This window comes from Halorubrum sp. GN11_10-6_MGM (assembly GCF_005435165.1).
Classification (GTDB): Archaea; Halobacteriota; Halobacteria; order Halobacteriales; family Haloferacaceae; genus Halorubrum.
Genome location: NZ_SGUC01000004.1, coordinates 126,245 through 151,034, shown reverse-complemented (window position 1 = coordinate 151,034; position 24,790 = coordinate 126,245). Strand labels below are relative to the sequence as shown.

16 protein-coding genes, 1 tRNA gene and 4 pseudogenes are annotated in these 24,790 nt (G+C 68.1%); 4 read left to right on the top strand and 17 right to left on the bottom strand.

Annotated elements, in window-relative coordinates; all coding sequences use genetic code 11:
• Positions 1–151: 151 nt before the first annotated feature.
• Positions 152–916: a hypothetical protein gene (locus EXE46_RS03780; protein WP_241981490.1), complete on the top strand. Its 765-nt coding sequence runs from the start codon at positions 152–154 to the stop codon at positions 914–916.
• 36 nt (positions 917–952) lie between these two features.
• Here the strand turns inward: EXE46_RS03780 and EXE46_RS03775 are convergent, their stop codons facing one another.
• The 7 genes and pseudogenes from EXE46_RS03775 to EXE46_RS03745 all read right to left on the bottom strand — a co-directional run bounded on the left by EXE46_RS03775 (position 953) and on the right by EXE46_RS03745 (position 10,195).
• Positions 953–1,726, bottom strand: coding sequence for a hypothetical protein (locus tag EXE46_RS03775; protein ID WP_137687163.1), 774 nt, complete (start codon positions 1,724–1,726; stop codon positions 953–955).
• The gene (locus tag EXE46_RS03770) at positions 1,723–2,205 is read right to left on the bottom strand and encodes a hypothetical protein (RefSeq protein WP_137687162.1); all 483 of its coding nucleotides are present in this window, start codon (positions 2,203–2,205) and stop codon (positions 1,723–1,725) included. The genes EXE46_RS03775 and EXE46_RS03770 overlap by 4 nt, the downstream gene beginning before the upstream one ends.
• Entirely contained in the window at positions 2,198–3,193 is a 996-nt protein-coding gene (locus tag EXE46_RS03765) for a hypothetical protein (RefSeq protein ID WP_137687161.1), read from the bottom strand. The genes EXE46_RS03770 and EXE46_RS03765 overlap by 8 nt, the downstream gene beginning before the upstream one ends.
• Positions 3,181–3,794, bottom strand: a pseudogene (locus EXE46_RS03760) (hypothetical protein). The gene EXE46_RS03765 and the pseudogene EXE46_RS03760 overlap by 13 nt, the downstream one beginning before the upstream one ends.
• A gap of 1 nt (position 3,795) precedes the next feature.
• Positions 3,796–4,377 (bottom strand): hypothetical protein, encoded by a 582-nt coding sequence (locus EXE46_RS03755; protein WP_137687160.1) that lies wholly within the window; start codon positions 4,375–4,377, stop codon positions 3,796–3,798.
• Positions 4,367–6,403 carry a type II secretion system F family protein gene (locus EXE46_RS03750; RefSeq protein ID WP_137687159.1) on the bottom strand — a complete coding sequence of 679 codons (2,037 nt, stop codon included), beginning with the start codon at positions 6,401–6,403 and terminating at the stop codon, positions 4,367–4,369. The genes EXE46_RS03755 and EXE46_RS03750 overlap by 11 nt, the downstream gene beginning before the upstream one ends.
• A gap of 27 nt (positions 6,404–6,430) precedes the next feature.
• Positions 6,431–10,195 (bottom strand): ATPase, T2SS/T4P/T4SS family, encoded by a 3,765-nt coding sequence (locus tag EXE46_RS03745; RefSeq protein WP_137687158.1) that lies wholly within the window; start codon positions 10,193–10,195, stop codon positions 6,431–6,433.
• Between the two features lie 107 nt (positions 10,196–10,302).
• Here EXE46_RS03745 and EXE46_RS03740 point away from each other — a divergent pair, with 107 nt between their 5' ends.
• Positions 10,303–11,001: a DUF1405 domain-containing protein gene (locus tag EXE46_RS03740; RefSeq protein WP_137687157.1), complete on the top strand. Its 699-nt coding sequence runs from the start codon at positions 10,303–10,305 to the stop codon at positions 10,999–11,001.
• 266 nt (positions 11,002–11,267) lie between these two features.
• Here the strand turns inward: EXE46_RS03740 and EXE46_RS03735 are convergent.
• The 3 genes from EXE46_RS03735 to EXE46_RS03725 form a co-directional block, all read right to left on the bottom strand.
• Positions 11,268–11,340: transfer RNA gene (locus tag EXE46_RS03735), tRNA-Arg, on the bottom strand.
• Between the two features lie 52 nt (positions 11,341–11,392).
• Positions 11,393–11,668, bottom strand: a complete 276-nt coding sequence (locus tag EXE46_RS03730; protein WP_137687156.1) for a twin-arginine translocase TatA/TatE family subunit — start codon at positions 11,666–11,668, stop codon at positions 11,393–11,395.
• A 74-nt stretch (positions 11,669–11,742) separates the two neighbouring features.
• Positions 11,743–12,597 carry a hypothetical protein gene (locus tag EXE46_RS03725; protein WP_241981488.1) on the bottom strand — a complete coding sequence of 285 codons (855 nt, stop codon included), beginning with the start codon at positions 12,595–12,597 and terminating at the stop codon, positions 11,743–11,745.
• A gap of 227 nt (positions 12,598–12,824) precedes the next feature.
• Between EXE46_RS03725 and EXE46_RS03720 the strand changes: the two genes are divergently transcribed.
• Positions 12,825–13,295, top strand: coding sequence for a redoxin domain-containing protein (locus EXE46_RS03720; protein WP_137687154.1), 471 nt, complete (start codon positions 12,825–12,827; stop codon positions 13,293–13,295).
• A 40-nt stretch (positions 13,296–13,335) separates the two neighbouring features.
• Here the strand turns inward: EXE46_RS03720 and EXE46_RS03715 are convergent, their stop codons facing one another.
• The 5 genes and pseudogenes from EXE46_RS03715 to EXE46_RS17645 all read right to left on the bottom strand — a co-directional run.
• On the bottom strand, positions 13,336–15,414 hold the full coding sequence (locus tag EXE46_RS03715) for an AMP-binding protein (RefSeq protein WP_137687153.1): 2,079 nt from the start codon (positions 15,412–15,414) through the stop codon (positions 13,336–13,338).
• A gap of 264 nt (positions 15,415–15,678) precedes the next feature.
• Complete coding sequence (gene gyrA, locus EXE46_RS03710; RefSeq protein WP_137687152.1) at positions 15,679–18,174, bottom strand: DNA gyrase subunit A; 2,496 nt, start codon at positions 18,172–18,174, stop codon at positions 15,679–15,681.
• Positions 18,171–18,590 (bottom strand): annotated as a pseudogene (locus EXE46_RS17655) (DNA topoisomerase IV subunit B); the annotation flags it as partial. The gene gyrA and the pseudogene EXE46_RS17655, both read right to left, overlap by 4 nt.
• A gap of 6 nt (positions 18,591–18,596) precedes the next feature.
• Positions 18,597–20,285, bottom strand: a pseudogene (locus EXE46_RS17650) (LAGLIDADG family homing endonuclease); the annotation flags it as partial.
• Positions 20,271–21,779, bottom strand: a pseudogene (locus EXE46_RS17645) (DNA gyrase subunit B); the annotation flags it as partial. The pseudogenes EXE46_RS17650 and EXE46_RS17645, both read right to left, overlap by 15 nt.
• Before the next feature lie 136 nt (positions 21,780–21,915).
• On the opposite strand from EXE46_RS17645, the gene EXE46_RS03700 reads away from it, so the two are divergent.
• Positions 21,916–23,127, top strand: coding sequence for an iron-containing alcohol dehydrogenase family protein (locus tag EXE46_RS03700; RefSeq protein ID WP_137687150.1), 1,212 nt, complete (start codon positions 21,916–21,918; stop codon positions 23,125–23,127).
• Positions 23,128–23,159: 32 nt separating this feature from the next.
• On the opposite strand, the gene EXE46_RS03695 is transcribed toward EXE46_RS03700, so the two are convergent.
• Positions 23,160–23,543, bottom strand: a complete 384-nt coding sequence (locus EXE46_RS03695) for a nuclear transport factor 2 family protein (RefSeq protein WP_137687149.1) — start codon at positions 23,541–23,543, stop codon at positions 23,160–23,162.
• Positions 23,527–24,720, bottom strand: coding sequence for a potassium channel family protein (locus EXE46_RS03690; RefSeq protein WP_137687148.1), 1,194 nt, complete (start codon positions 24,718–24,720; stop codon positions 23,527–23,529). Before EXE46_RS03690 ends, EXE46_RS03695 begins: the two co-directional genes overlap by 17 nt.
• Positions 24,721–24,790: the final 70 nt, after the last annotated feature.

The following is a 24,790-nucleotide window of genomic DNA, read 5'->3' as shown; positions in this document are numbered from 1 at the left end:
GGGGGAGGGCGGGATCGGCAAGCTAGAGGAGATCCGGATCCGCGGCGATCTGCTTATGGGAGCCGACGATTTCCCACCCGGACAGTTCGAAAAGAAAGTAAACGTGAGCGGAGATATCCGGACTAACGTCGATTTTCCCGACTTGAACCCCGTGTCCGGAGCCATCAGACAGCAGATCGACGAGCTGCGAGACCGCGACGCGGAGCGTGAGACGGGTTCGTTCGCGTTCACCGACGGGACCGAGCGCGTGACCGAGGACACGGAATTCACCGGCGACCTCGTCGTCTCGGACGGGAACAAGCTCATCGTCGAGAGCGGAACGACACTCAATGTCGACGGCGACCTCGACGTCGAGGATGGCGGCTCCCTCGTGTTCGATTCCCACAGCGAGGAGATCGATGTGCTGGTGGACGGGAAGATGGTCGTCGGCGAAACGGGCACGGTCCGAGCGGAGGGCGGCGACCGCGTGAACCTTCACGTCAGCGGACCGGTCACCGTCCGGGGCGACGGGACGGAGAGCGGGACGGCGTCGATATCGACCGGGGAGCACACGCAGCTCGAGATGTTCACTCTCGGCCACGTCACGCTCGAAGACGGCGCAAACGTCTCGGCGGATGGAGACCGGACGGAGAACCTCTGGCTCTACTCGGGCGACGACGAGATCGACATCGACGGCAACAACGGTCGCATCCGGTTCACGGGTGTGTTGTACGCGCCGGAGAGCGATATGACCCTCGACGGCTCGATGACGTTCACAGGGTCGTTCACGGCGAACGAGTTCGAGTTCAACGACGCGCGACTGAAGCTCCACTACGACGAGGCGCTGCGGGACAATCAGCCGTTCGACGGCAGGTCGGTCCCCGTCGTGAGCCGTCTCCACGTCTCCACGCACAGCGTGGTGGTCGAGTCCGACTGACCCCGGCAGTCGACTGGATTCGGGACCCGTCGAACTTCAGTCGGAGAACACCACGCGAGCGGCGGTTCGGTGAACGACGAACCGGTCGTAGTGGTCGGCGATGAACGTGACCGTGAGGTCCGCGGAGCCGTTCGTCGTCACGTTGACCTGCTCGTGTTCCGCCGCGAGGTCGCCGTAGTACCGCTTCCAGACGGTCGCCTGCGTGGAGTTGATGTCGAGCGTGACGTTCTCGGCTGCCGACCGGTCGTCGGCCGCGACCTCCCGGTCCGTGCGCTGACCGACGACGAGGACCGTTCGATCGCCGCTCACTGGCGCCGCGGGCCCGTCGAGACCGAATAGCGAGTAGACGACCGTCTCGCCGACCAGTAAGTCGGGCTCTCTGATCATGACGCCGTTGTCGCCGTTCATCCGAAAGACGGCGCCGTTCTCGTAGACGATCCGGGTGCCGCCGGCGCCGCGGTACGTGAGGGATCCCCCCTCGATGACCTGTGACTCGAATCCCGTCCCGTTGAGCCGGAACTCGGACTCGTCGTCGAACGAGAGTTCACCGCCGCCGAGCCGGAGTTCGGTCGCTCTGCTCGGCACGCCGTCCCGGCTGAGGTCGTTGAAGTTGTCGTGGAGGACGTCGAACGCGCGCTCGACGTTGTTGTCCCGCTCCGCGAGCTGGGCGTCCTCCAGCCCCCCGAGGCCGACGGTGAACGTGACCGCGATTGTCGACGTGATCAGCGCGAACACCAACACGAACCCGACGGTCTCGCTGACGCCGCGGTCACCCGCCCAAAAGCCGGACGCGCGGTCGGCCCCGCTCATCGCTCGCTCACCACCACTGCTCCGCCACCGCCGGCTCCGCCGTCTGGGTCCCACCAGAGGCGGAGACTCCCGCCGTCGACGGTCGCGTTCCGGACCGCGACGTCCGTGCTCGTCCGGAACGGGACCTCGACGGTCGCGTCGGTCCGGTCGCTTTCGAGCGCGAGCGCCCCCTCGGTGCCGTTCGCGCTCACGCGGATCCGATACGCGGTTCCCGCCGCCCTGTCCGGAAGCGTGAGCGACCGGTTGACCGTGAGGCGCTCACGGGACTCCGCGCTCGCGACGAGCCGGTCGACGGTCTCCACGTCGGCCGCGATCCGTTCGCCGACGACGGTGAGCTCGCCCTGCGCCGCGCGCTCGCGCTGCGTCTCGACGAACGAGCCGCCCGCGACGAACAGCCCGGAGAGCAGCAGCGTCGAGACGGCGAGCGTCATCACGTAGCCGACGGTGACCGACACGGCGCGGTCCGTGCCCTCACGCATCGCGCTCACCCGGCGCGAGCCGGACCACGTCGCCGTAGGTCAGCCCCGGCGTTCGATGCCGTAGCTCGACCTCGACGCTGTAGATCGCGTCGGTGACGTACGGGCGCGAGGAGGCGTCAAGCGGAGCGGAGCCGTCGCGCTCGTCGACCACGAGATCATACGTTCCGGTCGCTTCGTCGCCGTTCTCGTAGCGGATGTCGTACGCGTCGTAGGGATCGCTTCCGCTCTGAACGCCCCCGGCCCAGACGAGTTCGGGGAACCGTTCGCCGCCGACCGTGCCGGCGGTCAGGTCGATCGTGACGTTCTCGACCCCCTCGTGAGAGAAGGTCCGCGTCGTGTTGACCGTCGCGTTCCGCACACGCACGTCGATCGCGTCGGCCGAGTCGTTCGACAGCGTCACCGACCAGTCCTCGTCCGCACCGTCGGCCACAACCGCGAACGCGCCGTTCTCGCCCCCAGAGAGGGACGATGAGTTTACCGTCAGCCGGAAGTTCCGCGTACGGTTGGTGTCATTCACGACGGTCCAGTTCGCGGTTGAGCCGTCGGGGGCCGTCATGTTTCTGAGACCGCTGGCGGTCTCGTTTTGTGCGACGAAGTGGCCCTCCCTAAGCGTCGAGCGCTTAACTTGAACGTCGGCGATCACCCCGTCGCGCGCGCGAATGTCGGCGACCGTTCGGGCATACGTCTCCGCGCTCGCGTTGAACTCGGTGAAAACGTCGCCGTCGCTCGCGTTCCGGTGTTCGCGGTGGAGGATGCCGGCGAGGTCGTTGGTGACGCCGTCGCGGAACTCGATCGCCTCCGCGCCGCCGGCGTCGGCGCCGCGGGTCGCGAGGTTCTCCGTGTAGATGACGGTGTTCAACAGGAGCACGACCGCGACGAAGAGGACCGCGAGCGTCAGTCCCGTGATCAGGATGATCTGTGCGCGGTCCTCATCGGCGTCGTCGCCGTTCTCGCGCCCGCATCTGCGGGGAGAGTTCACATCTGCCATGCGGTGATTCGCACCTCCACGACTGTGTACAAGACCGTCGAGTCGCCCGGATCAGCCGGGGGAGCGAAGTACGACGCGGAACCGTTCTCCGCCAGCGTCTGTCCGCCGTTCTCGCCGAACCGGTCGTCGCCGTACAGCGCCACGCGCAGGCTCGCGGTCGCCGCGTTGTCGCTCGGCGATCCCATGTCGACCATCGGGGTGTCTCCGGTCTCGTTACCCCCGTCTTCGGGGTAGTACACGTCGATGTCGAAGGCGATCTGACGGTCGCCGAACGCCTCGGTCAGCGGATCGTGAAGCGGGTGCGACTCCGGCGGGATGCCGGCGTAGCCGTCTCCGCTCTCGGCGCCGACGAAGCTCCCGTTTCCGTAGTACAGCAGCGCGGCCGTCAGGTTCCCGCTCGCCTCCGCCGTCGTCAGCACGTCCTGTGCGGCGATCGCCGCCTGATTCTCGACGTGCTGGTTCGACGTGCTCGCCGACAGGGGGGGGTGACGGCCGTCGCCTGCGTCGCGAAGATTAGGCCCGCGACGAGGAGCAACGCGGCCGTGAACGCCTCCAGCGTGTGCGCCTGCCCGCGGTCGTCAGGGAGGTGTTCGACGAACATCTCACCACACCCGCAGCGTGAGCCGGTAGGTCTCCGGCCCCACGCGCTCCTCGGGGTCCTCGATAGTGACGATTCGGCTCGCGGCCGAGACGCTCTCGTCCCGCGGCGGCGCGGGGCCGGCGCGCATCGCGACCGTCGCGCCGTCCGCGTCGAGCGACGCGACGCTCCCGTGCTGCGTGACGGTGAGGTTGAGTCCGCGGCGGTCGCTAACGCCGAGTTCGGCGTGGAGGTCGTCGGCGTTCGCCGCCCACTCGCAGTCGGACTCGTCGCTCGCCGTCTCGGGGTCGACGCCGTCGAAGAACGCGAGGGAACACGCGTGCGACAGCGTCGCCGCCGGTCCCGAGGCGGCGAGCGACGGCGCAGCGAGCGACGACTCCGCGAGCCGTGCGGCGCCGCGCTCGGCGACGATGACGGTCGCCCCCTCGCCGACGGCGTACGGCTCCAGAAGCGACGGGACGAACGTGAAGGTGAACCCGACCGCGACGAGGAACACCGACATCCCGACGACGAAGTCGAGGACCGTCTGTCCGCGGTCGTCCGCGCCGCGGAAGCGACGCCGAGGACCGGCACGGTCATCCGACATAGATCCACACCCCCAGCGCCAGCGACATCAGGATCACGGCGAACTTGACGCCGGAGATCAGCTCGGCGTCGCGGATGTAGCCGCTGATAAAGCCCGAGAGGATCGCCTGGATCGTCACCGCGTGGAAGAAGAGCAGCGAGAGGACGTCGGGGTCGACGCCGCCGCCCCCGCCGAACCCCGCCCCGCCGGCGCTCCCGCCGCCGTCGCCCTGGGAGACCAGATCGCCCATCACGTCGATGAACTGCGTCTGGAGGATGGCCATCACGCCGAGCAGCGTGACGTACGTCATCACGATGATCGCCACCTGCATCCGGGTCCGCGACTTCCGCTCGCGCTCGATGTCGTCTTGGTTCTCCGAGGCCTGCGCGGCCGTCGTCAGCACGTCCGTGATCTGCGAGGAGGCCTCTTGGGCCTCGGTTATCAGCTTCACCGTCCGGGCGAGCCGGGGAACCGCGTAGGCGTTGTTGAACTCCACCAAGGCGTCCCGCAGGCTCATGCCGTAGTTCACCTTCGCGTGGATCACCTCGAACTCCTCGGCGAGCTTCCCGGTCGACGTCTCCGAGACCGTGCGCACGGACTCGAGCAGCGTCTGTCCCGTGTCGTTCGCGGAGGAGAGCTTCCGGAGCGTCTCGGAGAGCTTCCCGGTCACCGCCCGTCGCGAGCGCTGGTGCCACTCGTAGAAGATGCCGAGCGGAATCAACACGATGTACAGGGGCACGTAGACCCAGACGAACGCCGACCACACCGGTCGGGCGACCCAGCCGTCGAACGTCGTCGGCGCCGAGCCGGCCGCGACCGCGATGCCGACCAAGGCGAGCGCCGCGGGCACGGTCAACGCGAGGGTGTACAACGGGTTCTCGCGGAGGAAGAGGTGCGGCGCGGCGAGGATCTCCTTCGTCTTGTGGGTCCCCTCGCGGTCGCGGATGCGGTCGAAGACGCCGAACGTCCCGACGAACGCCTCCACGAGTCCGAAGTGGAACAGCCCCTCCTTGCTCGTCTGTCGGAGGCGCTCGCTGCCCCCGTCCGGCTGGAGGAAGCCGTCGCCGGGGTCGTCCTGTTTCACGGTCGAGACCAACACGAGGAAGCCGATCCCGACGAGCGGGATGAGCAGGTACACCGTAACGTACAGGAGGCGGTCGTCGGCCTCGCCCATCATCCCCATGATGACGAGGATGATGATGAGGAGGAGCGGGAAAAGCGAGAGCGTCATGTACATCTCGCCGAACAGCTCAAGCGTCTCTAAGGTCATCTCGCGCTCCTGTTTCGACGTGCGGAGGTGTTTCTCCTTTTTGTCCTTCAGGAAGCCCTCCATGTCGCCGCCGGAGTTGACGATCGAGAGCATGTCGGCGAGGAACTGCGAGAGCTCGTCCGAGGGAGTCTCCATCGACTGCTGACGGATCGCGTTGCGGTAGTCGGTGCCGAAGTACTCCGTCTCGTTGACGATGCTCTGGAATTCGCGGGAGACCTCGCCGTAGGTGTCTTCCGCCGTCGCCATCGCGCGGAGGATCTCCAGTTGGTTGAGCCCGCCCACGGAGAGCGCGTACATGAACGACACCGAGTCCGCGAGCAGGAGGTTGATCTCGCGCTTCCGCGAGGAGGCCCGCGAGTACGGGACCGCGACGACCCCGCCGAACCCGACCGCGAACCCGATCGAACCGAATATCAGCCCGCTGAGAAGCACCGCCGTCGGCACGACGAGCGAGCGAAGCGCCGTCCGAACGGCGGGCGTCGGCGCGGGCAGCCCGAGCGAGAGCGACTCGGGGGCGATCAGCCCGAGCGAGAACACCCCGTAGCCGACCAGCGTGCCGAGCGCCCAGAGCCCCCCGCCGACCAGCAGCCCGACCGCCAGCGCCAGCGAGACGTACATCTCGACTTGGTCCGGCATCCGGGCCTCCGCGAGCTTGCGCTCGACGTCGGCGACGAAGTCGCCCTCGGGGTCGAACAGCAGTTCGAACACCGGGTAACACAGCTCCGCGAGGACGTTCGCGTCGACGCCGCCGTCACCCGCGTCCACGTCGAGGCTCACGGCGCGGCCCTCACGACGGACACGGGATCACCCGTCCTCCGCGGGTTCGACGGCGTCGAACCCCCACTCGTCGATGTCGTCGGTCGATTCGCCGTCCGAGCCGTCGCCGCCGGCGTCCGTCTCTTCGCCGTCGTCGGTGTCCGTCTCTTCGCCGTCATCGGGACCGGCCCCGTCGTCCGTCGCCTCGTCTCGAACTCGGTCCGCTTCGGAGTCGTCGGCGGCGAACCCGTCTCCCGCGTCGGGCGAAGAGCTCCGGTCAGTCGATTCCGACGGCGACGAAAGCACGTCGACCCCCTCGTCGAACGGCTCGTCGAAATCTATCCGGTCCGGGCCCCCCGAACCGTCGCCTGCCGGAGTCGGCGTCGCCTCGGAGAGCCCCTCGAAATCGCCGTGTGAGGGGTCCGGCGACGAGGCGTCTGACTGGTCGGCGTTCGTCGGGGACGCCTCTGTCGGGTCGGCGTTCGTCGGGGACGCCTCCGTCGACTCGGCACCCGTGGCGTCGGGGGCGACTTCACTCGTCTCTGGGTCCGCGGAGGTCGCGTCCGTGGAGGCCGCGTCCGTAGAAGTCGCGTCCGTGTCGATCGCGTCCGCCTCCCGAGCCGCATCCGCGAGCGCCTCGCGGTCGCTTGTCGGAGCGGCTTCGACGTCGCCGGCGGGGCTCATCTCCAAGAGAGCGTCCGCGACGGAGTCGGGCACCTCGCCGCGGTACGTCTCGAAGATGTCCTCGGCCGCGTCGAGTATCTCCGCGGCCTCCCGTTCGCCGTCCGCGTCCGGCTTCGGCCGGGGGACGAGCGCCTCCTTCTCGCGGTCGACGTTGATCAGCACCGACTCCATCTCGCGCAGGTCTTCGAGCGAGCGCTCCAGTTCTTCGTTGGCCATCAGCGCCAGCACCGTCTCCGGGTCGTTGATGAACGCCTGGAACGTCGCCGCCACCTGCGCGTAGCTGTTGAGCCCGCGGTCGATGAGGTACGCCAGCACCACCCGACGCTTCCGTAGTTCCTCGTCGAGCGTCGCCCGGCTCCAGCCGCGGTCGAACATGATGTCTTCGAGCGTGTTCGAGTCGCCCATCTGGAGGAACTCGTCCGTCTCCGCCTGCCACTGGAACACGTCTTGGACGTTGATCTCGTCGTTTTCGGCGTCGTAATGGTTGATCTCGGTGATCGACTTGTTCCGGCGCACCTTCTTCCCCTGAACGCGGGTCGACGTCTGGATCGAGACCAGATCCAGCGCCGTGAACATCGTCTTCGAGACGTTGATCGGATCGGTGGTGAACCGCTTGAGTACCTCGCCGACCGAGTCGGCGTGGAACGTCGTGTAGGTGGTGTGGCCGGTAGACATCACCTGGAAGGCGGTTCGGCCCTCCTCGCCGCGGATCTCGCCCATCACGATGTAGTCGGGGCGCTGGCGGAGCGCGGCCTCCAGCAGGTCGAACTCGTCGATGTCGCCCTTGTCGTCGTCGGAGAAGGAGGGGCGCGTGACGGAGGCGATCCAGTTGCGCTGGGGGAGTTCGACCTCCCGTGTGTCCTCGATCGAGACGATCTTCGCGTTCGAGGGGATGAAAAGCGAGACCGCGTTCAGGCTCGTCGTCTTCCCGGAGGCGGTCCCGCCGGCGAAGATCAGGCTCTTGTGGTTCTCGATCGAGAGCCACAGGAAGGCCATCTCGTCGAGCGAGAACGTCTTCCAGTTGATCAGGTCGATCGGCGTGAACGGAACGTCGTTGAACTGTCGGATCGTGTAGTTGGTCCCGTGGTCCGAGACCTCGCGGCCGAGCGTGAGCTGGGCGCGTGAGCCGTCCGGCAGGGTGGCGTCCACCTGCGGGCGGCGCTTCGAGATCCCCTTCCCCGAGCGCTGCGCGAGCTTCACGACGAAGTCGTCGAGCTCGTCGGTGCCGTGGCGGATGTTCGTGATGATCTGCTCGTACTCCGAGTGGTAGACGAAGACGGGGGAGTTGTACCCGTCACAGGAGATGTCCTCGACGTTGATGTCGTACTTGATCGGGTCGATCCGCTCGTAGCCGACGAAGTCCCGCTTCAGGTAGTACAGCAGTTTCTCGACCTGATGGGCGGACAGCTCTCGGGCGTCCTCCGCGAGCACCGCGGGCTCCGGCCGGGCGCTGATCTTCGGCGGGTCGGGCGGGGACTCGCTCGGCGGCTCGTACCCGAGCGACTCCGCGATCCGCCCGGCGATCGACTCGTCGGCGTACTTGATCGAGGTCCGGAGCTTCCCGGTGAGAAACTCGGTGAGGTCCGTCTCGATCTGGGTGCGGTACGGCTGGACCGCGTAGTACTTCGCCTCGTTCTCCTTCCGCGACCGGAAGACGATGACGAACGAGTACGGCTTGTTCACCCAGTAGCGCTCCTCCTCGCGGAAGTGCGTCTTCTTCTGCATCGGCACCGCCTTCTCCAGGTCGTACCGGTTCGTCAGCGTGGTGTGCCCCTCGTCGGTCGAGAAGAACGCGTCCTCGTCGACCTCCGGGTTGACGTCGACGGTCCGCTCGTCGACGAGGTCGGCGAGGTCGGCCGCGGCGCTCCCGCCCGCGCCGAGCAGCTCCTCGGTGCGGTCCGGGTCGAAGCCGAGCGCCTCGGTCTTGTCCTCGTGCGTGAACGAAAGTGGCACCGCCTCTCCCTCCTCGTTCTCCTCGGTCGGCGGGTTCCCGTCCGCGTCGAGGAAGAACTCCTCGCGGTAGTCGTCCCACGTATAGTACCCCTTCAACACGGGGACGGAGTAGGGGTCGTACCGCGCCGCACACAGGTCCCAGAGGACGTCCCCGACCGCGGCGGCCGCGCGGACGCGGTAGTCGGTCTCGCTCGGGTCGAACCCGAGGAGCGTCGCGGGATCGAACGCCACGCGGTCCCACTCTTCGGGGGTCGGCGCGCGCGACGGTACCGTTTCGACGCTGCCGCCGGACGCCACGACGACGCCCGTCACACCCCCGCGACCGACCGGGCCGTCGAAGACGGTGTTGGGGCCGGCGTCTTTTTCGGAGGCGTCCGCCTCGTCGTCCTCGCTCTCGTCCGTCGCTTCTTCCGCGGCCGCGCCTTCGTCCGCCGCTTCTTCCGCGGCCGCGCCTTCGTCCGCCGCTTCTTCCGCGGCCGCGCCTTCGTCCCCTTCTCCGTCCACGTCCGCCCCTTCTCCGTCCACGTCCGCCCCTTCGTCCGTCGCTTCTCCCTCGTCAGCGCTCGGCTCCGCATCCACGCTCGAATCCGCGGCTCCACCCGCGTCCGCGTCTCCGACCGATTCGGAGACCGTGGACGCTGCCCGCCGCGCTCCGCTCGGCGCGACGGCGGCGCCGTCGAGGACGACGGCGTCGGGGCCGAGGACGAGCGTGCCCCGTTCCGGGGTGCCGTGGCCGGGGACCGCGGTCTCCCCGTCAGCCTCGAAGGGATCGTCGACGCCGGCGGCGCGGACGACCTCGTCCACGCCGTTCGGGAGGTGGAGCGCGACGGCGTCTTCCGGGACGACCGGCGCATCCGGCACGTCGGCGTACACGCGTTCCGCGGCGTCTCCGTGCCCGCGTTCGGCGAGCAGCGACCGCCAGGTGTACCGGTCGGTGACGACCGGCGGGCCGTCGACCGCGTCGTCCCGATCGCCGGACGGTATCGGTTCGGACGCTCCAACGTCCGAATCCTTCGCTCCGTTTCGCTCTTCCGGCTCCCCGGCGGTCGATCCCGTTTCCCCGCTGCTCGCTTCCGCGGTCGAGGCGTCGCCCTCGATCTCTGACGCGTCGGACGCCGAGCGATCGCCCTCGGAACCGACTCGCGGGGCGGGTCGCTCGGCGTCCTCGTCGCTCATGGATCCGAAAACGACTCATCCGTTGAAAAAGGTGTCTCGCAAAACACCGCGATTGATAATCGACCGGGACGCGCGGATTTTAGACCCCGGCGCACCGATCGGCGTCCGTGTCACGCTCCGAACGATTCCGGCGGTTACGCCGGCTTCGCCGGCCCGAGGTCAGGCGGCGGGTCCGCGCGGCGATCGCCGAGGAACTCCTCGGAACGCCGCGGAGCCTCGCCGTCGTCTGCGCGTTCACCGCGTTCATGTTCGCGGTGGGCGTCGCGTACTACGCGCCGACCGCGGGCGAGGTGCCGCCCTTCCTCTGGCCGCTGTACGCGGACTCGGCGGTCGCCGTCGCGCTCGGCGGGGGCGTCCTCGCGAGCCTCGCTCCGACCGTGCGACGCGGCGGCGACGTCACCGCGGACGCGCCCACCTCGCGGGGGTTGGCGTACCTTCACACGCTCGCGTTCGTCTGGCTGGTCCAGTTCGGGCTCTGGCCGCTGGTCTCGCTCAACCTCGCGTTCGGCGAGTACGTCGCCGCGCCCGACGCGTGGATCTACTACTGGGGCGTGATCGGCACGCACCTGCTGTTCGTCGGCCTCGCCCTGCTGTTCCCGGCGTTCGGACGCACGACGCGCGGCGCGCTCGCAACCGCGCTGGCGCTCGGCGTCGTGAACGTCGTCCTCGACTACGGACTCGGCTACCACCCGCCGCTGCTGTACGAGCCCGGACTCGGACTCGCGGCCGCGACGCTCGCCATCGCGGTCGGGTCGGTCGCGCTCGCGTCGCGCTCGTTCCGGCGGCTGGGAGAGAATACGGACTGAGTCGCGCCCCGAAAAGTGACAGTCCCCGAATAGTATTTAAATACCCTCAACAGCTCCGCCGAACCGTATTTAAATATGAGATAAAAGGGCGCGACGGGATCCACGCGAGCGAACGAAGTGAGCGAGCGTGGAGCCAGTCGCGCCCGTGACCGAACGCAGTGAGGGAACGGGCGCGACGGGATTCGAACCCGATGGCGAGACTCACTCCGTTCGTCTCGCGTGGTTCGAATCCTCGGCCCGCTACTGCTCACTTCGTTCGCAGGTAGCGGGCACGGCGGGATTCGAACCCGCGATCGAGAGGTTAGGAACCTCTCGCCCTGTCCGCTAGGCCACGCGCCCAAAACGGGTGAAAAATACGGTACGGCAGCGATCGGTCGGCGTCGGGGCCGGCTTACGCGCTCGTTTCCTTGTCGGTCTCGGTCTCGAGGTCCTCGAGGTCGTCCTCCTCGTCGTCGAGGGTCGAGTCCGCCTTCTCTCCTTTCTGCATGTCTTTCAGCTCTTCTTCGACCTGTTCACGGCCTTTCTTGAACTCGCCCATCGCCTGTCCGGTCGACCGGGCGAGCTTCGGGATCTTGTTCGCCCCGAACAGCAGGACCAGGACGAGCAGGATGATGAGGAGCTCCGGCCCCGCCGGAATGCCGCCGATCAGTGGAATCGCACTTACCATCTCTACTCCGCCCTAGCCCTGTGGCGACTATAGTCTTTTTGCCTCGGCGGATCCCGTCGCACCGGCCAGCCGGGTCACTCCGACCGGGAGAGGCCGGTGAAGTACCAGTCGCCGTCGTAGCCGACGAGCGGGACGACCGCTCCGTCCACCGAGAGCGCGTCGAGGACGGCTGCGAACGCGCTCGAAAGCGGCGGGGACTCGGCGTACTCCGAGTCGACGGCCTCGTCGAGGATCGCTCGCTGGTCCGCGGTCGGATCGTCGATCGAGCGGCCGCGCTCCTCGCCGACGACCCGGCGAAAGCCGCGCTGCGACGCGGCGACGCGCTCCGCGCGAACGCCGACCGTCGGGACCTCGACCGGCCGTTCCTCCTCGAACGCGAACCGGAGCAGTTCGCCGTCCCACGTCACCCGCCGTCCGTCGCTCTCCGGGACGAACAGCGAGTGCTCCCGCCGGTCGGCGGACGGGTACGCGAACGTGACGCCGAACGGCGGATAGTGCGGCGCGTGAACGAGCGACGCGTCGCCGAGCGCGTCTCGAACGGCGTCCCGATCGTGTGCCGGAAGCTCCGCGAACGACGTGCTCGACGGAGGACCGAGGAGAAAGGAGTCGACGGAATCGACGGCGACCGTGTACGCGTAGCCCGTCGCCGCCACGGAGCGGACCGTCTCGGTCTCGACGCGGTAGTACTCGGGGCCGTCGGCGACGACGTACGGCGTCGAGATGTCCGGGGCGTAGTACCCGCTGACGGTCGCCTTGTCGCCGTCGACCGCCGTCCGTACGGCGGCCCGTCCCGCGTGGCCGACGGCGTCGACTGCGGTGCTGAACTCGTTCGAGACGCCGACGGGCGACGCCTCGTCGAGACGAAGCACCGTCTCCGCGCTGTCGCCGTCTCCGATATCACCGGCGAGACACCCGGAGAGCGCCGTCATCGAGGCGGTCGCCGCAATCAGTGCCGTCCGTCGACGTGTCGGGCGGCGTGGAGGGCCGGACATGAGCGACGGTTCGTCGGTGACGCACTTGATTGTCCTCCCGACGCCGGTCGCGACCAGCCCTACGGTCGGCGGCCGAGGCGGGATGAGCCGGGGCGAGGGAATCGGGATTGCGACTCGCGTTCCGCCGTCGAAACCGTGATACGCCCGGGCGACGACGACCCGATATGCCGGACATCGGCGACGACGCCCCGAACTTCACCGGATCGATCGTAGACGGCGACATCGCGCCGTTCGAACTCTCTGACCACCTCGACGACGAGCCGGTCGTGCTCGCCTTCTTCCCCGCCGCCTTCTCGAACACCTGTACCGACGAGATGGAGGCGCTCCGCGACGGGTTCGACCGCGACGACTGTACCCTGTTCGGCGTGAGCACCGACCTCCCGCACGCGCTCGTCGCGTACCGCGCGCAGTACGACCTCCCGTTCGCGCTCGTCGGCGACCCGGACCACCGCGGGATCGAGGCGTACGACGTGATCGAGGACTTCGAACACTACGGCGTCGAGACGGTCGCGCAGCGCGCCGTCTTCGTGATCGACGCGGACGGGACGGTAACGTACCGCTGGCTCGCCGACAACGCGGGACAGGAGCCGGACTACGACGCGCTCGCCGAGGCGGTGGCGGACGCGGCGGCCTGAATCGGTTCCCGGGCGGTTCGGTCTCGCGTCGGGCGCCCGCTCAGACCGGGTCCCGAAGCGATTCGAGCGCCTCGGGGTTCTCCATCGAGGAGAGGTCTCCGGGGTCCTCGCCGACGTACACCGACTCGATCGCGCGGCGGATGATCTTCCCCGACTGCGTCTTCGGGAAGGCGTCGACGAACAGCAGCTCGCGCGGCCGGAACGGCTTGCCGTGTTCGTCGCCGACCAGCGCGCGGAGCTCCTCGCGGAGGTCGTCGCTCGGCTCGACGCCCGGTTCGAGGACGACGTACGCGACGACCGCGGTGCCGGTGGTGTCGTCCGGGACGCCGACGGCGGCGGCCTGATTGACCGCGTCGTGGTCGATGAGCACGCCCTCGATCTCGGCCGGGCCGACCTTCCGGCCCGCGACGTTGAGGGCGTCGTCGGCGCGGCCGTGGAGGAACCAGAAGCCGTCGGCGTCCTTCTGCGCGAAGTCGCCGTGGTCCCAGAGGTCGGGCCACGTCGACCAGTACTCCTCCAAGTAGCGCTCATCGCCCGACCACAGCGACTTCGTCATCGAAGGACAGGAGTCGCGAGCGACGAGGTAGCCGCGTTCGCCGGACTCCCGAACCGACTCGCCCGTCTCGTCGACGATGTCGATGTCCATCCCGAGCCCCGGGCCGCCGAGGGTACAGGGTTTGAGGGGTTGATTCGGCATCGGCATCAGGAAGCAGCCGCAGATCTCCGTCCCGCCGGAAATGTTGATGATGGGGCACTCGCCGCCGCCGACCGCGTCGTAGAACCAGCGCCACGATTCGGGGTCCCACGGCTCGCCCGTCGAGCCCAACACTCTGAGCGAGGAGAGGTCGTGCCCCTCGACCCACTCGTCGTCTCCGACTCCATCGGAGTCGGATGGCTCGTCAGACGCAGTCTGACGGCTGCCGTGCTTGCGGAGCGCGCGGATCGCGGTCGGCGAGATGCCGAACTGCGTGATCCCGTGTCGGTCGATCATCTCCCAGAAGCGGTCCGGTTCCGGGTGGTCGGGCGCGCCCTCGTACATCACCACCGTCCCGCCGAACGCGTGGTTGCCGATCAGCGTCCACGGCCCCATCATCCAGCCGATGTCGGAGACCCAGAAGAACCGGTCCGCGGGCTTCTGGTCGAAGCCGAAGTGGATCTCCTTGGCGCACTGCGTGAGGACGCCAGCGTGGGTGTGGACGATCCCCTTCGGCGTCCCGGTCGTCCCCGAGGAGTACAGCAGCATCGACTCCTGGTCGCTCGGGAGGCGCTTCGTCTCGTACGTCGACGGCTGCGAACCGACCGCCTCGTCCCACGTGCGGTCGCGGTCGGCGTGCCACGGGACGGGCTCCGCGTCGGTGTCGGCGTCCGCGTCGGCGGCCGGCGTCGCGCCCAGTCGGTCGTACACGACTACCTCCTCGACGTTGCCCGCGTCCGCGATCGCGTCGTCGGCGGTCGCCTTCAGCCGGACCTCGCTGCCCCGGCGGTAGAAGCCGTCCCCGGTGAAGAGCACCGCGGGCTCCGCGTCGTCGATCCGCGTCGCGGTCGCTTCGCGGCCGAAGCCGGAGAAGATCGGCACGGCGATCGCGCCGACCTTCAGGCAGCCGTAGAGGATCGAGACGACCTCCGGCACCATCGGCATGTACAGCCCGACGGTGTCGCCGGTCTCGATCCCCGCCTCGGTCAGGTAGTTCGCGACGCGATTGCTCTGCCGGCGAAGCTCGTGAAAGGTGATCTCCCGGACGTCGCCGGGCTCGCCCTCCCAGATCAGCGCGACGCGGTTGCGGTTCGGCGAATCGACCGCCCCGTGGCGGTCGACGACGTTGTGCGCGACGTTGATCTCGCCGCCGGGGTACCAGTCGGAGAACTGCGGGCCGTCGGCGTCGTCGCGAACCGCGTCGTAGTCGGTGTAGAAGTCGATGTCGAGGTAGTCGACGATCTCGTCCCAGAACCAGTCGACGCCCGACTCGGGCTCGCCCGCGACCGCCGAGGTGGTGCGCTCGATGAGCGCCTCGTAGTCGTCGATCCCGTACTCGCGCATGAACGCGGCGACGTTGGTCGACTCGGCGAACGCCGCGCTCGGCTCGTGGACGACCTCGTCTATCCCTTCGTACTGGTCCATCTCGCCCGGTGATTTTCGCGGCGACAGTAAGTAATTTTCCTGAAAGACTCACCGCGGATCGACGCACTCGCCCGCGACTTCGACGGCCTCGGCCCTCCCAGTCGGCGCCCGTTCCGAGACAGCCCGCGGCCGCGGCGGCGAGCCCGCCGGCGCTCGCGGCGAGGAGTCGGCGTCGGTCCACGGCGATCGGTCGTCGGGGCGACAACTCAACCCCGCACACCGCGAGGGCGTGAGACCGCCAAAAGGAAGCCGTATTTCGGTCCGCTATTCGTCGTCTTCGTCGGTCTCGCCGTCGTCCGCTTCGGCGGCGTAAACCGACTCGGGAACGATGTCGACGGAGGCGACCTCGTCGTCGGGGTCGAGGTTCATCACGATGACCCCCTTCGTGTTGCGGCTCACCGTCGAGATTTCCTCGACGCGGGTCCGCATGATCTGTCCGGCCCCGCTCATGGCGACCAGGTGGTCGCCGTAGGTGACCGCCTCGATGGCGACGACCTCGCCGTTGCGGTCGCCGGTCTTGATGTCGATGAGTCCCTTCCCGTTGCGGGACTGGAGGCGGTACTCGTCGAGGTCGGAGCGCTTCCCGTAGCCGTTCTCGGTGACGGTGAGCACCCAGTTGTGGTACTCGTCGTCGATGGCCGCCACGCCGGCGACGGCGTCGCCCTCGCGCAGGTCGATCCCGATCACGCCGCGGGCCGTTCGGCCCATGGCGCGCGCCTCCGACTCCGCGAACCGGATCGCCATCCCGTTGCGGCTCCCGATGACGATGTCCGTGTCGCCGTCGGTCACCTCGACGTCGACGAGCTCGTCGCCGTCCTCCAGCCGGATCGCCCGAATCCCGGTCGACCGGATGTTGTTGAACTCGCCGACGGCGGTCCGCTTGATGTACCCGTCGCGGGTGACCATCGTGAGGAACTCGTCGTCGTCCAAGTCCTCCGTGTTGACGACCGACTCGATCTCCTCGCCGTCGTCGAGATCGAGGAGGTTGACCGCGGACTTCCCGCGCGCCGTGCGGGACATCTCCGGGATCTCGTAGGTCTTCAGCTCGTAGATCTGCCCGTGGTTCGTGAAGACGAGGAGGTAGTCGTGGGAGTTGGCCGCGAACACGGAGGAGACGCGGTCGCCCTCCTTGAGCCCGGTGCCGATGATCCCCTTGCCGCCGCGGTTCTGCGCGCGGAACTCGTCCAGCGGCATCCGCTTGATGTAGTCGTCCTCGCTCATCACGACGACCTGTTCCTCCTCCGGAATGAGATCCTCGTGGGTCACGTCGCCGGCGTCCTCGATGAAGCTCGTGCGGCGCTCGTCGTCGTACTCGGCTTTGATCTCCCGGAGCTCGTCGATTATCACCTGATCGAGCTCGTCGGGGTCCGCGAGGATCGTCTCCAGCCGCTCGATCCGCGCGGTCACCTCCTCGTACTCCGACTCGATCTCTTGGGTCTCCATCGACGTGAGCGAGCCGAGCTGCATCCGAACGATGTGTTCGGCCTGCGCCTCGCTGAACTCGTAGTCGGCTTCGAGCGCCGCCTTCGCCGCGTCGCGGTCGTCGGAGTTCTGAATGGTCTCGACGACGCTATCGACGTTTTCGAGCGCCTTCAGCCGGCCTTCGAGGATGTGCGCGCGGTCCTCGCGCTCGGCGAGCTCGTGTTCGGAGCGCCGGCGGACCACCTCGCGGCGGTGGTCGACGTAGTGTTCCAGCGTCTCTTTCAGGTCTAACACCTGCGGCGAGCCGTCGACCAGCGCGAGGTTGATGACGCCGAACGTGCGTTCGAGGTGACTCTCTAACAGCTGGTTCTTGACGACCTCGGCCATCGCGTCGCGCTTGAGCTCGACGACGATCCGGATCCCGTCGCGGTCGGACTCGTCGCGCAGGTCGCGAATGCCCTCGATCGCGCCCTCGTTGACGTCCTCCGCGATCCGCTCGACGAGCCGCGACTTGTTCTGCTGGAAGGGGAGTTCGCTGATGACGATCCGGCCCTCCTCCTCGTCGACCTCGAACTCGGCGCGGACTCGGAGTCGTCCCCGCCCGGTCTTGTACGCCTTGTGGACCGCGTTCCGCCCGACGATGTTCGCGCCGGTCGGGAAGTCCGGCCCCTTGACGTGTTGCATCAGGTCCTCGACGGTCGCGTCGGGCGTCTCGATCAGCTCGACCGTGGCGTCGATCACCTCGCCGAGGTTGTGCGGCGGAATGTTCGTCGACATCCCGACGGCGATGCCGGAGGAGCCGTTGACGAGTAGGTTCGGGAACGCCGCGGGCAGCACCTCGGGCTCTTCGAGCCGGTCGTCGTAGTTCGACGTGAAGTCGACCGTGTCGCGCTCGATGTCAGCCAGTAGCTCCTCCGCGATCGGCGACATCCGCGCCTCCGTGTACCGCATCGCGGCCGGCGGGTCGCCGTCGACGGAGCCGAAGTTCCCCTGCCCGTCGACCAAGGGATACCGCATCGAGAAGTCTTGGGCCATCCGCGCGAGCGTGTCGTAGATCGCGCTGTCGCCGTGCGGGTGGTAGTCACCCATCGTCTCGCCGACGACGGACGAGGACTTGCGGTGCGCGGAGTTGCTCGTCACGCCCGCCTCGTTCATCGCGAAGAGGATGCGGCGGTGGACGGGCTTGAGCCCGTCGCGCACGTCCGGAAGCGCCCGCCCCGCGATGACGGACATCGCGTAGTCGATGTACGACTGCTCCATCTCGTCTTCGATGCGGGCGTTCGTCACCTGTGCCGCGCGTACGTCTCCGGGGTCGGCGTCCGGGCTTTCGGAGCTCATATGTCCACCCACTCCGCCTCGGTCGCGTGCTCTTTGATGAACTCCTTGCGCGGCTCGACCGCGTCACCCATCAACACGTTGAACATCCTGTCGGCGGCGGCCGCGTCGTCGACGTTGATGCGTTTGAGCCGGCGGTTCTCCGGGTCCATCGTGGTGTCCCACAGCTGGTCGGGGTTCATCTCGCCGAGCCCCTTGAACCGCTGGACCTGCGTCGGGTTCCCGTCGCACTCCTCCTCGACGATCCGGTCGCGCTCTTCCTCGGTCATCGCGTCGTACGTCTCGCCGCGGTAGCGGACGCGGTACAGCGGCGGCTGGGCCGCGTACACGTAGCCCGCTTCGAGGAGGGGCTTCATGTGCCGGTAGAGGAGGGTGAGGAGGAGGGTCCTGATGTGGGCGCCGTCGACGTCGGCGTCGGTGTTGTGGGCGCACAATCCGCCCATCCCCGCGACGAAGTTCTCGTCGGTTTCGACGGAGAAGTCGTACACGTACCGTCCGGACGGTTCCACTTCTTCGACCCGCCTCACCTCCAGTCCGACGAGATCCTCAGATATGTCACGGTACTTCCGCGTTCCGTGGTTGTCCCACCCGTCCTCGACCTTCGAGCGCAGGCGGTCGCCGTTTCGGTGCGACTCCCAGACGTTTCGTATCTTCGCCAGATCCGACCGCGCCGACACGGTAACGGTGTGGCTGGCCGAGTTCGTTTTGTACCCGCCTTCCAGATCCTCTACATCCGTCTTCGAGTGGGACGCTACCACGTCCTGTGCGGAGAGAAGATACATCACTCCGCTGGCGAGGTGACGCGAGGTCGTCGACCACGCGATCCGCTCTTCGTTCACCGTCCCGTCCCCGTGGAGATAGCCGCGGAGGAACGCCTGCTGGCAGTCCGACGAAACGTCGAAGGCGAGGTCCGGGATCGTTTTCTCGCTCGCTTGGGAGCCGTCGAATCCGAACACGTGTTCCCAGACGACGGCCGCAACGCGGTTGACGAGTTTTACCTCGTCGACGCGGTCATCGTATCGACTGCGCTTTGCCGGAATACCGAACACGTGATCGAACGCGCCCCGATACTTCTCGGCCAGAGACTCGTTGTTCGATCCGATCGCGAGTCGAACACCATTCCGCGGAGAGCTCGACCCGTCCGCCGCGTAGATACCGAGCAGCTCGAAGAGGGTCTCGTCGAGGTCGACGTACCGATCGACACCGTGATCAGCGTGGTGCCGCGGCGTCAGTTGTACGGTTGCGTCGTCCGGTATCTCATCGAGGTCGTCCACGGAGAGGTCGCTCACTCGGACGTAATCGCGGACGCGGTTCGTTTGTGCGCCCTCGTACTGATCGTTCCAGCGCTGATCGAGGAGCGAGTCCGTGACAGACACGTTTTCCATCACGGCGGACGGCGAAACGCCGACGGCGTCACAGTACGCCTGGAAGTTCGAGACGGTCGGGCGCGAGTTCCCTCGCTCCCACTGCGACACCGTGATGGGCTGGGAAACTCCGACCGCGTCGCAGACGTCCCGTTGAGTGAGCCCGGTCTCCTCTCGCTGTTCGCGAAGCGTCGACCGAACCGATTCGGGAGCCTCGACTCGCGGCTCGGCCCGAGCTACGGCTCCGCCGTCCGTCGCGTACTCTTCCCGAACCCGCTTTTTGAACAGCTCCTCAATCCCGGGGCCGCGCGCGAACAGTTCGGAATCGAACTCGTCGGACCGTTCGACGAGTTCCTCGAGAAGGTCGATCCGCTCCTCGTCACGCGTGCCAGAGAGCGGAACGGACCGCGGTGCGACGACCTGATCGCCGGCGTCGATCTCGTCGCCTCTCGCGAGTTCGATCTCGCCGTCGCGGTGGACGAACACGCTGTGCGAGGCGGTGACTTTCAGGTTTCGTCCGTAGTCAGTCTCGATTTCGTACAGAGGCTCGTCGATCTCGTGCCGAATGACCTGATCGATCGGTTGGAACTTCGTCTGATTGTCGTCTCTTCCGAAACAGAGGACCTCGTAGTCCTCGTAGCCGCGTCCGTCGGCCTCGACCACGCGATCGACGAACTCTCCGATCTCCACGAACCGCGTGTTTCCGTCCGCGTCGCGAACGAATCCGTGTTCCTCGCCGTCGACGCTCATCAGAATGATCTTGTTGTACCGCACGTCGTCGATGTCGAACTCCTCGCCGATCCCCGCGCCGATCGCGGTGATCAGCGCGCGGATCTCGTCGTTCTCCAGGATGCGGTCGAGGCGGTGTTTCTCGACGTTGAGGATCTTCCCCTTGAGGGGTAAGATTGCCTGATTCTCTCGGTTTCGGCCCTGTTTTGCACTTCCGCCCGCGGAGTCGCCCTCGACGACGAACAGCTCCGCCTCGGTCGGGTCGCGGGTCTGACAGTCGGCCAGCTTGCCGGGGAGCGCGGTCGACTCCAACGCCGACTTCCGGCGCGTCAGCTCCTCGGCCTTCTTCGCGGCCTTCCGCGCTCTGGCGGCCTCGGCGGCCTTGTGGACCACCTTCTCGGCGGTGTCGGGGTTCTCCTCGAAGAAGGTGCCGAGCTTCTCGTGGGTCGCGGATTCGACGATCCCGCGGACCTCGCTGTTGCCGAGCTTCGTCTTCGTCTGCCCCTCGAACTGCGGGTCGGGGTGTTTCACCGAGACGACCGCCGTGAGCCCCTCCCGGACGTCCTCGCCCTTGAGGTTCGCGTCGAGGTCGTCGACGAGGCCGTGCTCGTTGGCGTAGTCGTTGACGGTGCGCGTGAGGGCAGTCTTGAACCCGGTGAGGTGGGTGCCGCCCTCGCGGGTGTTGATGTTGTTCGCGAACGCGTGGACGGAGCCCTGGAGCTCCTCGGTCGCCTGCATCGCGACCTCGACGTGGACGCCGTCGGCCTCGTCCTCGAAGTAGATGACCTCCTCGTGGATCGGTGAGCGCGTCTCGTTCAGGTACCCGACGAACTCCCGGATGCCGCCGTCGTACTTGAACGTCTCCTCGGTGTCGTCGCGGTCGTCGACGAGCCGGATCTCGACGCCGGAGTTGAGAAAGGCGAGCTCGCGGAGCCGGTTCGCCAGCGTCGACGTCTGGAACTCCGTCGTCTCGAATATCTCCTCGTCGGGCCAAAAGCGGATCTCCGTGCCGGTCGACTCGTTCGCGTCCATGTCGCGGACGCGCTCGAAGCCGTCCTCGGCGGGTTCCCCCCCGGCGAACCGGTGGCGGAAGACGCCGCCGTCCCGTTTGACCTCGACCTCCAGCCGTTCGGAGAGGGCGTTGACGACGCTGACGCCGACGCCGTGGAGCCCCCCGGAGACCTGATACGACTTGGAGTCGAACTTCCCGCCGGCGTGGAGGACGGTGAGAATGACCTCCAGCGCGGGCCGGTCGTACTCCTCGTGGGTGTCGACGGGGATGCCGCGCCCGTCGTCGGTGACGGAGACGGAGCCGTCGTCGTGGATCCGCACTTCGATCGCCTCGCAGTATCCCGCGAGCGCCTCGTCGATGGAGTTGTCGACGACCTCATAGACGAGATGGTGGAGCCCTCGACCGTCCGTGGACCCGATGTACATCGCCGGTCGCTTACGGACGGCCTGTAGCCCTTCGAGGACCTGAATTTGGCCGGCTCCGTATTCGCTCTGCTCTGACATAGGAACTTACCCTCGCTAGTTGCCGTCGGGTTATAAACCCGGCGCACGCCCGCGCGCGTGAGGACGAATACACGGCGCCCGTCGTGTGCCTATCGTTCCCACAGCTACAAGCCGCGGCGCCGCGTACCCCTCCGCGATGCTACCGATCGCGGACTCCTTCGAACACGTTCACCGCGGCTGCGAGATCCGGTACGGACGCGGCCGCGTCGCCGACCTCGGCGACTGGCTCGGCGAGCGCGGCCTCGGCGACGCGCTGATCGTCTGCGGCTCGAACACGGGCGCGAACGACGCGCTGATGGACCCGATTCGGGAGGGGCTCGGCGACCGCCTCGCCGGCGTCTTCGACGGGACCACCCCCGAGAAGCGGGTCGAGACCGCCTACGACCTGCTCGACGCGCGCGACGAGGTCGGCGCGGACGTCCTCGTCGCGGTCGGCGGCGGCGCCAGCCTCGATATTGCCAGACAGGCGACGCTCCTCGCGGCGGACGGCCGGGACCTCGACGACCTGCGCACCGACGCCGAGGCGGGACCGGAGGCGCTCGGCGACCTCGCACCCGAGAGCGGTCCCGCCCTGCCGTTCGTCGTCGTGCCGACGACGTTCGCCGGCGCGGACGTCTCCACCGGCGGATCGCTGGAGGTGTTCGCCGCCGACGAATCACCGACCGGCCAGCCGGTGAACGTCAGCGGGAGCGGCGCGTGGCCGATCGCGGACGTGGCCGACCCGGCGCTGTTCGAGACGACGCCGACCTCCGTGCTCGCCGGGTCGGCGATGAACGGCTTCAACAAGGGGATCGAGACGCCGTACGCCAGCGACGCCGACCCCGTGAGCGACGCGGCCGCCGTCCACGGGCTCCGACTCCTCTCGGACGCGCTGCCTCGCGTGGCGGGCGACCAGCCGGGCGGCGAGGACGCGACCGACCGCGCGGTCGTGGGAGCGCTGCTCGTCCAGCTCGACCGCAAGATCAGCGTGATCCACGCGTTCGGTCACGGGTTCGCCCGGCGCTACGACGTCCAGCAGGGCGCGATCCACGCGGTCGTCGCGCCCCACGCGCTGGCGTACCTCTTCGACGAGGTCGACGCGAGCCGCCGGGCGCTGGCGGCCGGACTGGGGGTCCCGACCGACGGTCGCGGCGACGACGCGATCGCCGAGGACGTCGTCGAGGCGGTCGCCGCGGTCCGCGACGCGCTCGACGTACCCAGCCGGCTCCGGGACCTGCCCGAGACCGACGAGGCGGACCTGCCGGCGATCGCCGAGTTCGTCGCCGCGGACCCGCCGATGGAGCGCGCGCCGCCGGGCCTCGACGCGACCTCAGAGGGCGTCCTCGGCGTGTTGCGCGCCGCCTGGTAGGTACGGCGGCAGTTCAGTCGGGACGGCGGCTCTCAGTCGCCCGCGGAATCCGCCGCGTACGTCTCCAACGACCGCAGCCGTCCGTTTTCGACCGAGAAGACGTCGACGAACGCGAACAGCACTTCGCCGTCCGCGTCGAGCAGCCGGCCGCGGACCGCCACGCCGGGACCGGCGGGATAGACGCGCTCGACGGCGTGGGTCGTGTCGGTGTTCGGCCGTTCGTCGCGCATGGACGCGACGAAGCGGTCGCGACCCTCGAAGGTTCGGTCCGGGCGTCGCTGGACGAACTCGGGGGCGAGCAGCGACCGCAGCCGGTCGTACTCGCCGGCGTCGAGCGCGTCGTAGTAGGCCCTCGCGAGGGCGTCGGGGTCGGAGGGCGCCGCCGCTGCCTCCCCGCCCTCACGCCGCGAGGGCATCGAACTCCTCCGCCGAGGTCCGGGTCCCCTTCGAGATGATCACGTCGCCGCCCCGGAGCGTGGTGTCGATGTCGTGTCCGACCAGCCACCCCTCGTCCGGCCGCCGGACCGCGAGGACGCTCGTCGAGATGTCCGTCGCGGGCACGCCGTCGGCGACCGCGGTCCCGTCGAGCGCGCTCCCCTCGGCGACGACCGTGCGGGCGATTATCTCGTCGGACTCCTGGACCGCCATCTCCACGATCGGGTGGACGTCGAGGTCGCGCCGGACCCCCTCGGTGATCGCCAGCGCGGCGTCGGATATCTCCTCGGTCGCGACGCCGAGGTGGATCAGGCCGCGCAGCGACACCGGGTCGTCCGCCTCGGCCGCGGCGCGCAACGTCCACGCCTCGAACCGGGACTGGAGGGCGTCCACCTCGATCTCCAGGTTGTTCACCTCCTCCGCCAGCTCCTCGTTGTCGAAGAGGACCGAGCCGTACGCGAGGTCGACGGCGAGCTCGGAGAGGTTCTTCATCAACACGATCGAGTCGACCGCGCGTTCGAGGTCGTCGATCTCGGGCTCCGGCGGCGGGTCGAGTTCGAACGGCTCGCCGCTCAGTTCGGGGTAGACGTCGGCGACGCCCGCCTCGGGGCCGCGCAGCAGCGTCACGTCGCCCGACTTCAGTCGGGTGTCCCGCCCGGGGTTCAGGATCCAGTCCTCGTCGCGCCGGACGGCGATGACGCGGACGCCGGTCTCCGACTCGAGGTCGATCGCCTTCAGCGACCGGTCGGCGTACGTCGAGTCGGCGGTCACGGTCCCGCGGACGAGCGTCTCGACGCCCGCCGACAGCGCGCCGCGCATCGCGTCGGGGAGCCCGATCTCCTCGGTGACGATCTGCGCGATGTCGCCGGCCGCGTCCGAGATCTTCTCCGCGGCGCCGACCACGCCGAGGACGGGAGCCAGCGTCTCCGCTTCGCTCGGATTCCGCGCCGCGAGCATCAGGCTCATCCGGGCGCGCAGCTGGAGCACGTCCATCCGGTGTTCGAGCTCGACCACCTCGTGTGCGACCGTCGGGCTCGCGTGGAGGACCGCCGAGTACGACAGGTCGATCAGCAGCTCCGCGGTGTCTTTCATCTCGACGAGCAGGTCCTTGACGCTCGTCGGCTCGTAGCGGACCGTGCGCCCGTCGAAGCGTCCCATGTGGCTCACTCTCCGGGGGCGAGTAAAAGGCTTGTTGCGGGAGCCGAGACGGCCGAGGGAGCCGGGGACA

Bases quoted from the DNA above. Each gene is read 5' to 3' on its own strand.
- EXE46_RS03775 (WP_137687163.1), bottom strand. From the start codon at position 1,726: ATGAGCGGGGCCGACCGCGCGTCCGGCTTTTGGGCGGGTGACCGCGGC.
- EXE46_RS03770 (WP_137687162.1), bottom strand. From the start codon at position 2,205: ATGCGTGAGGGCACGGACCGCGCCGTGTCGGTCACCGTCGGCTACGTG.
- EXE46_RS03765 (WP_137687161.1), bottom strand. From the start codon at position 3,193: ATGGCAGATGTGAACTCTCCCCGCAGATGCGGGCGCGAGAACGGCGAC.
- EXE46_RS03755 (WP_137687160.1), bottom strand. From the start codon at position 4,377: ATGTCGGATGACCGTGCCGGTCCTCGGCGTCGCTTCCGCGGCGCGGAC.
- EXE46_RS03745 (WP_137687158.1), bottom strand. From the start codon at position 10,195: ATGAGCGACGAGGACGCCGAGCGACCCGCCCCGCGAGTCGGTTCCGAG.
- EXE46_RS03730 (WP_137687156.1), bottom strand. From the start codon at position 11,668: ATGGTAAGTGCGATTCCACTGATCGGCGGCATTCCGGCGGGGCCGGAG.
- EXE46_RS03725 (WP_241981488.1), bottom strand. From the start codon at position 12,597: ATGACGGCGCTCTCCGGGTGTCTCGCCGGTGATATCGGAGACGGCGAC.
- EXE46_RS03720 (WP_137687154.1), top strand. From the start codon at position 12,825: ATGCCGGACATCGGCGACGACGCCCCGAACTTCACCGGATCGATCGTA.
- EXE46_RS03715 (WP_137687153.1), bottom strand. From the start codon at position 15,414: ATGGACCAGTACGAAGGGATAGACGAGGTCGTCCACGAGCCGAGCGCG.
- gyrA (WP_137687152.1), bottom strand. From the start codon at position 18,174: ATGAGCTCCGAAAGCCCGGACGCCGACCCCGGAGACGTACGCGCGGCA.
- EXE46_RS03700 (WP_137687150.1), top strand. From the start codon at position 21,916: ATGCTACCGATCGCGGACTCCTTCGAACACGTTCACCGCGGCTGCGAG.
- EXE46_RS03695 (WP_137687149.1), bottom strand. From the start codon at position 23,543: ATGCCCTCGCGGCGTGAGGGCGGGGAGGCAGCGGCGGCGCCCTCCGAC.
- EXE46_RS03690 (WP_137687148.1), bottom strand. From the start codon at position 24,720: ATGGGACGCTTCGACGGGCGCACGGTCCGCTACGAGCCGACGAGCGTC.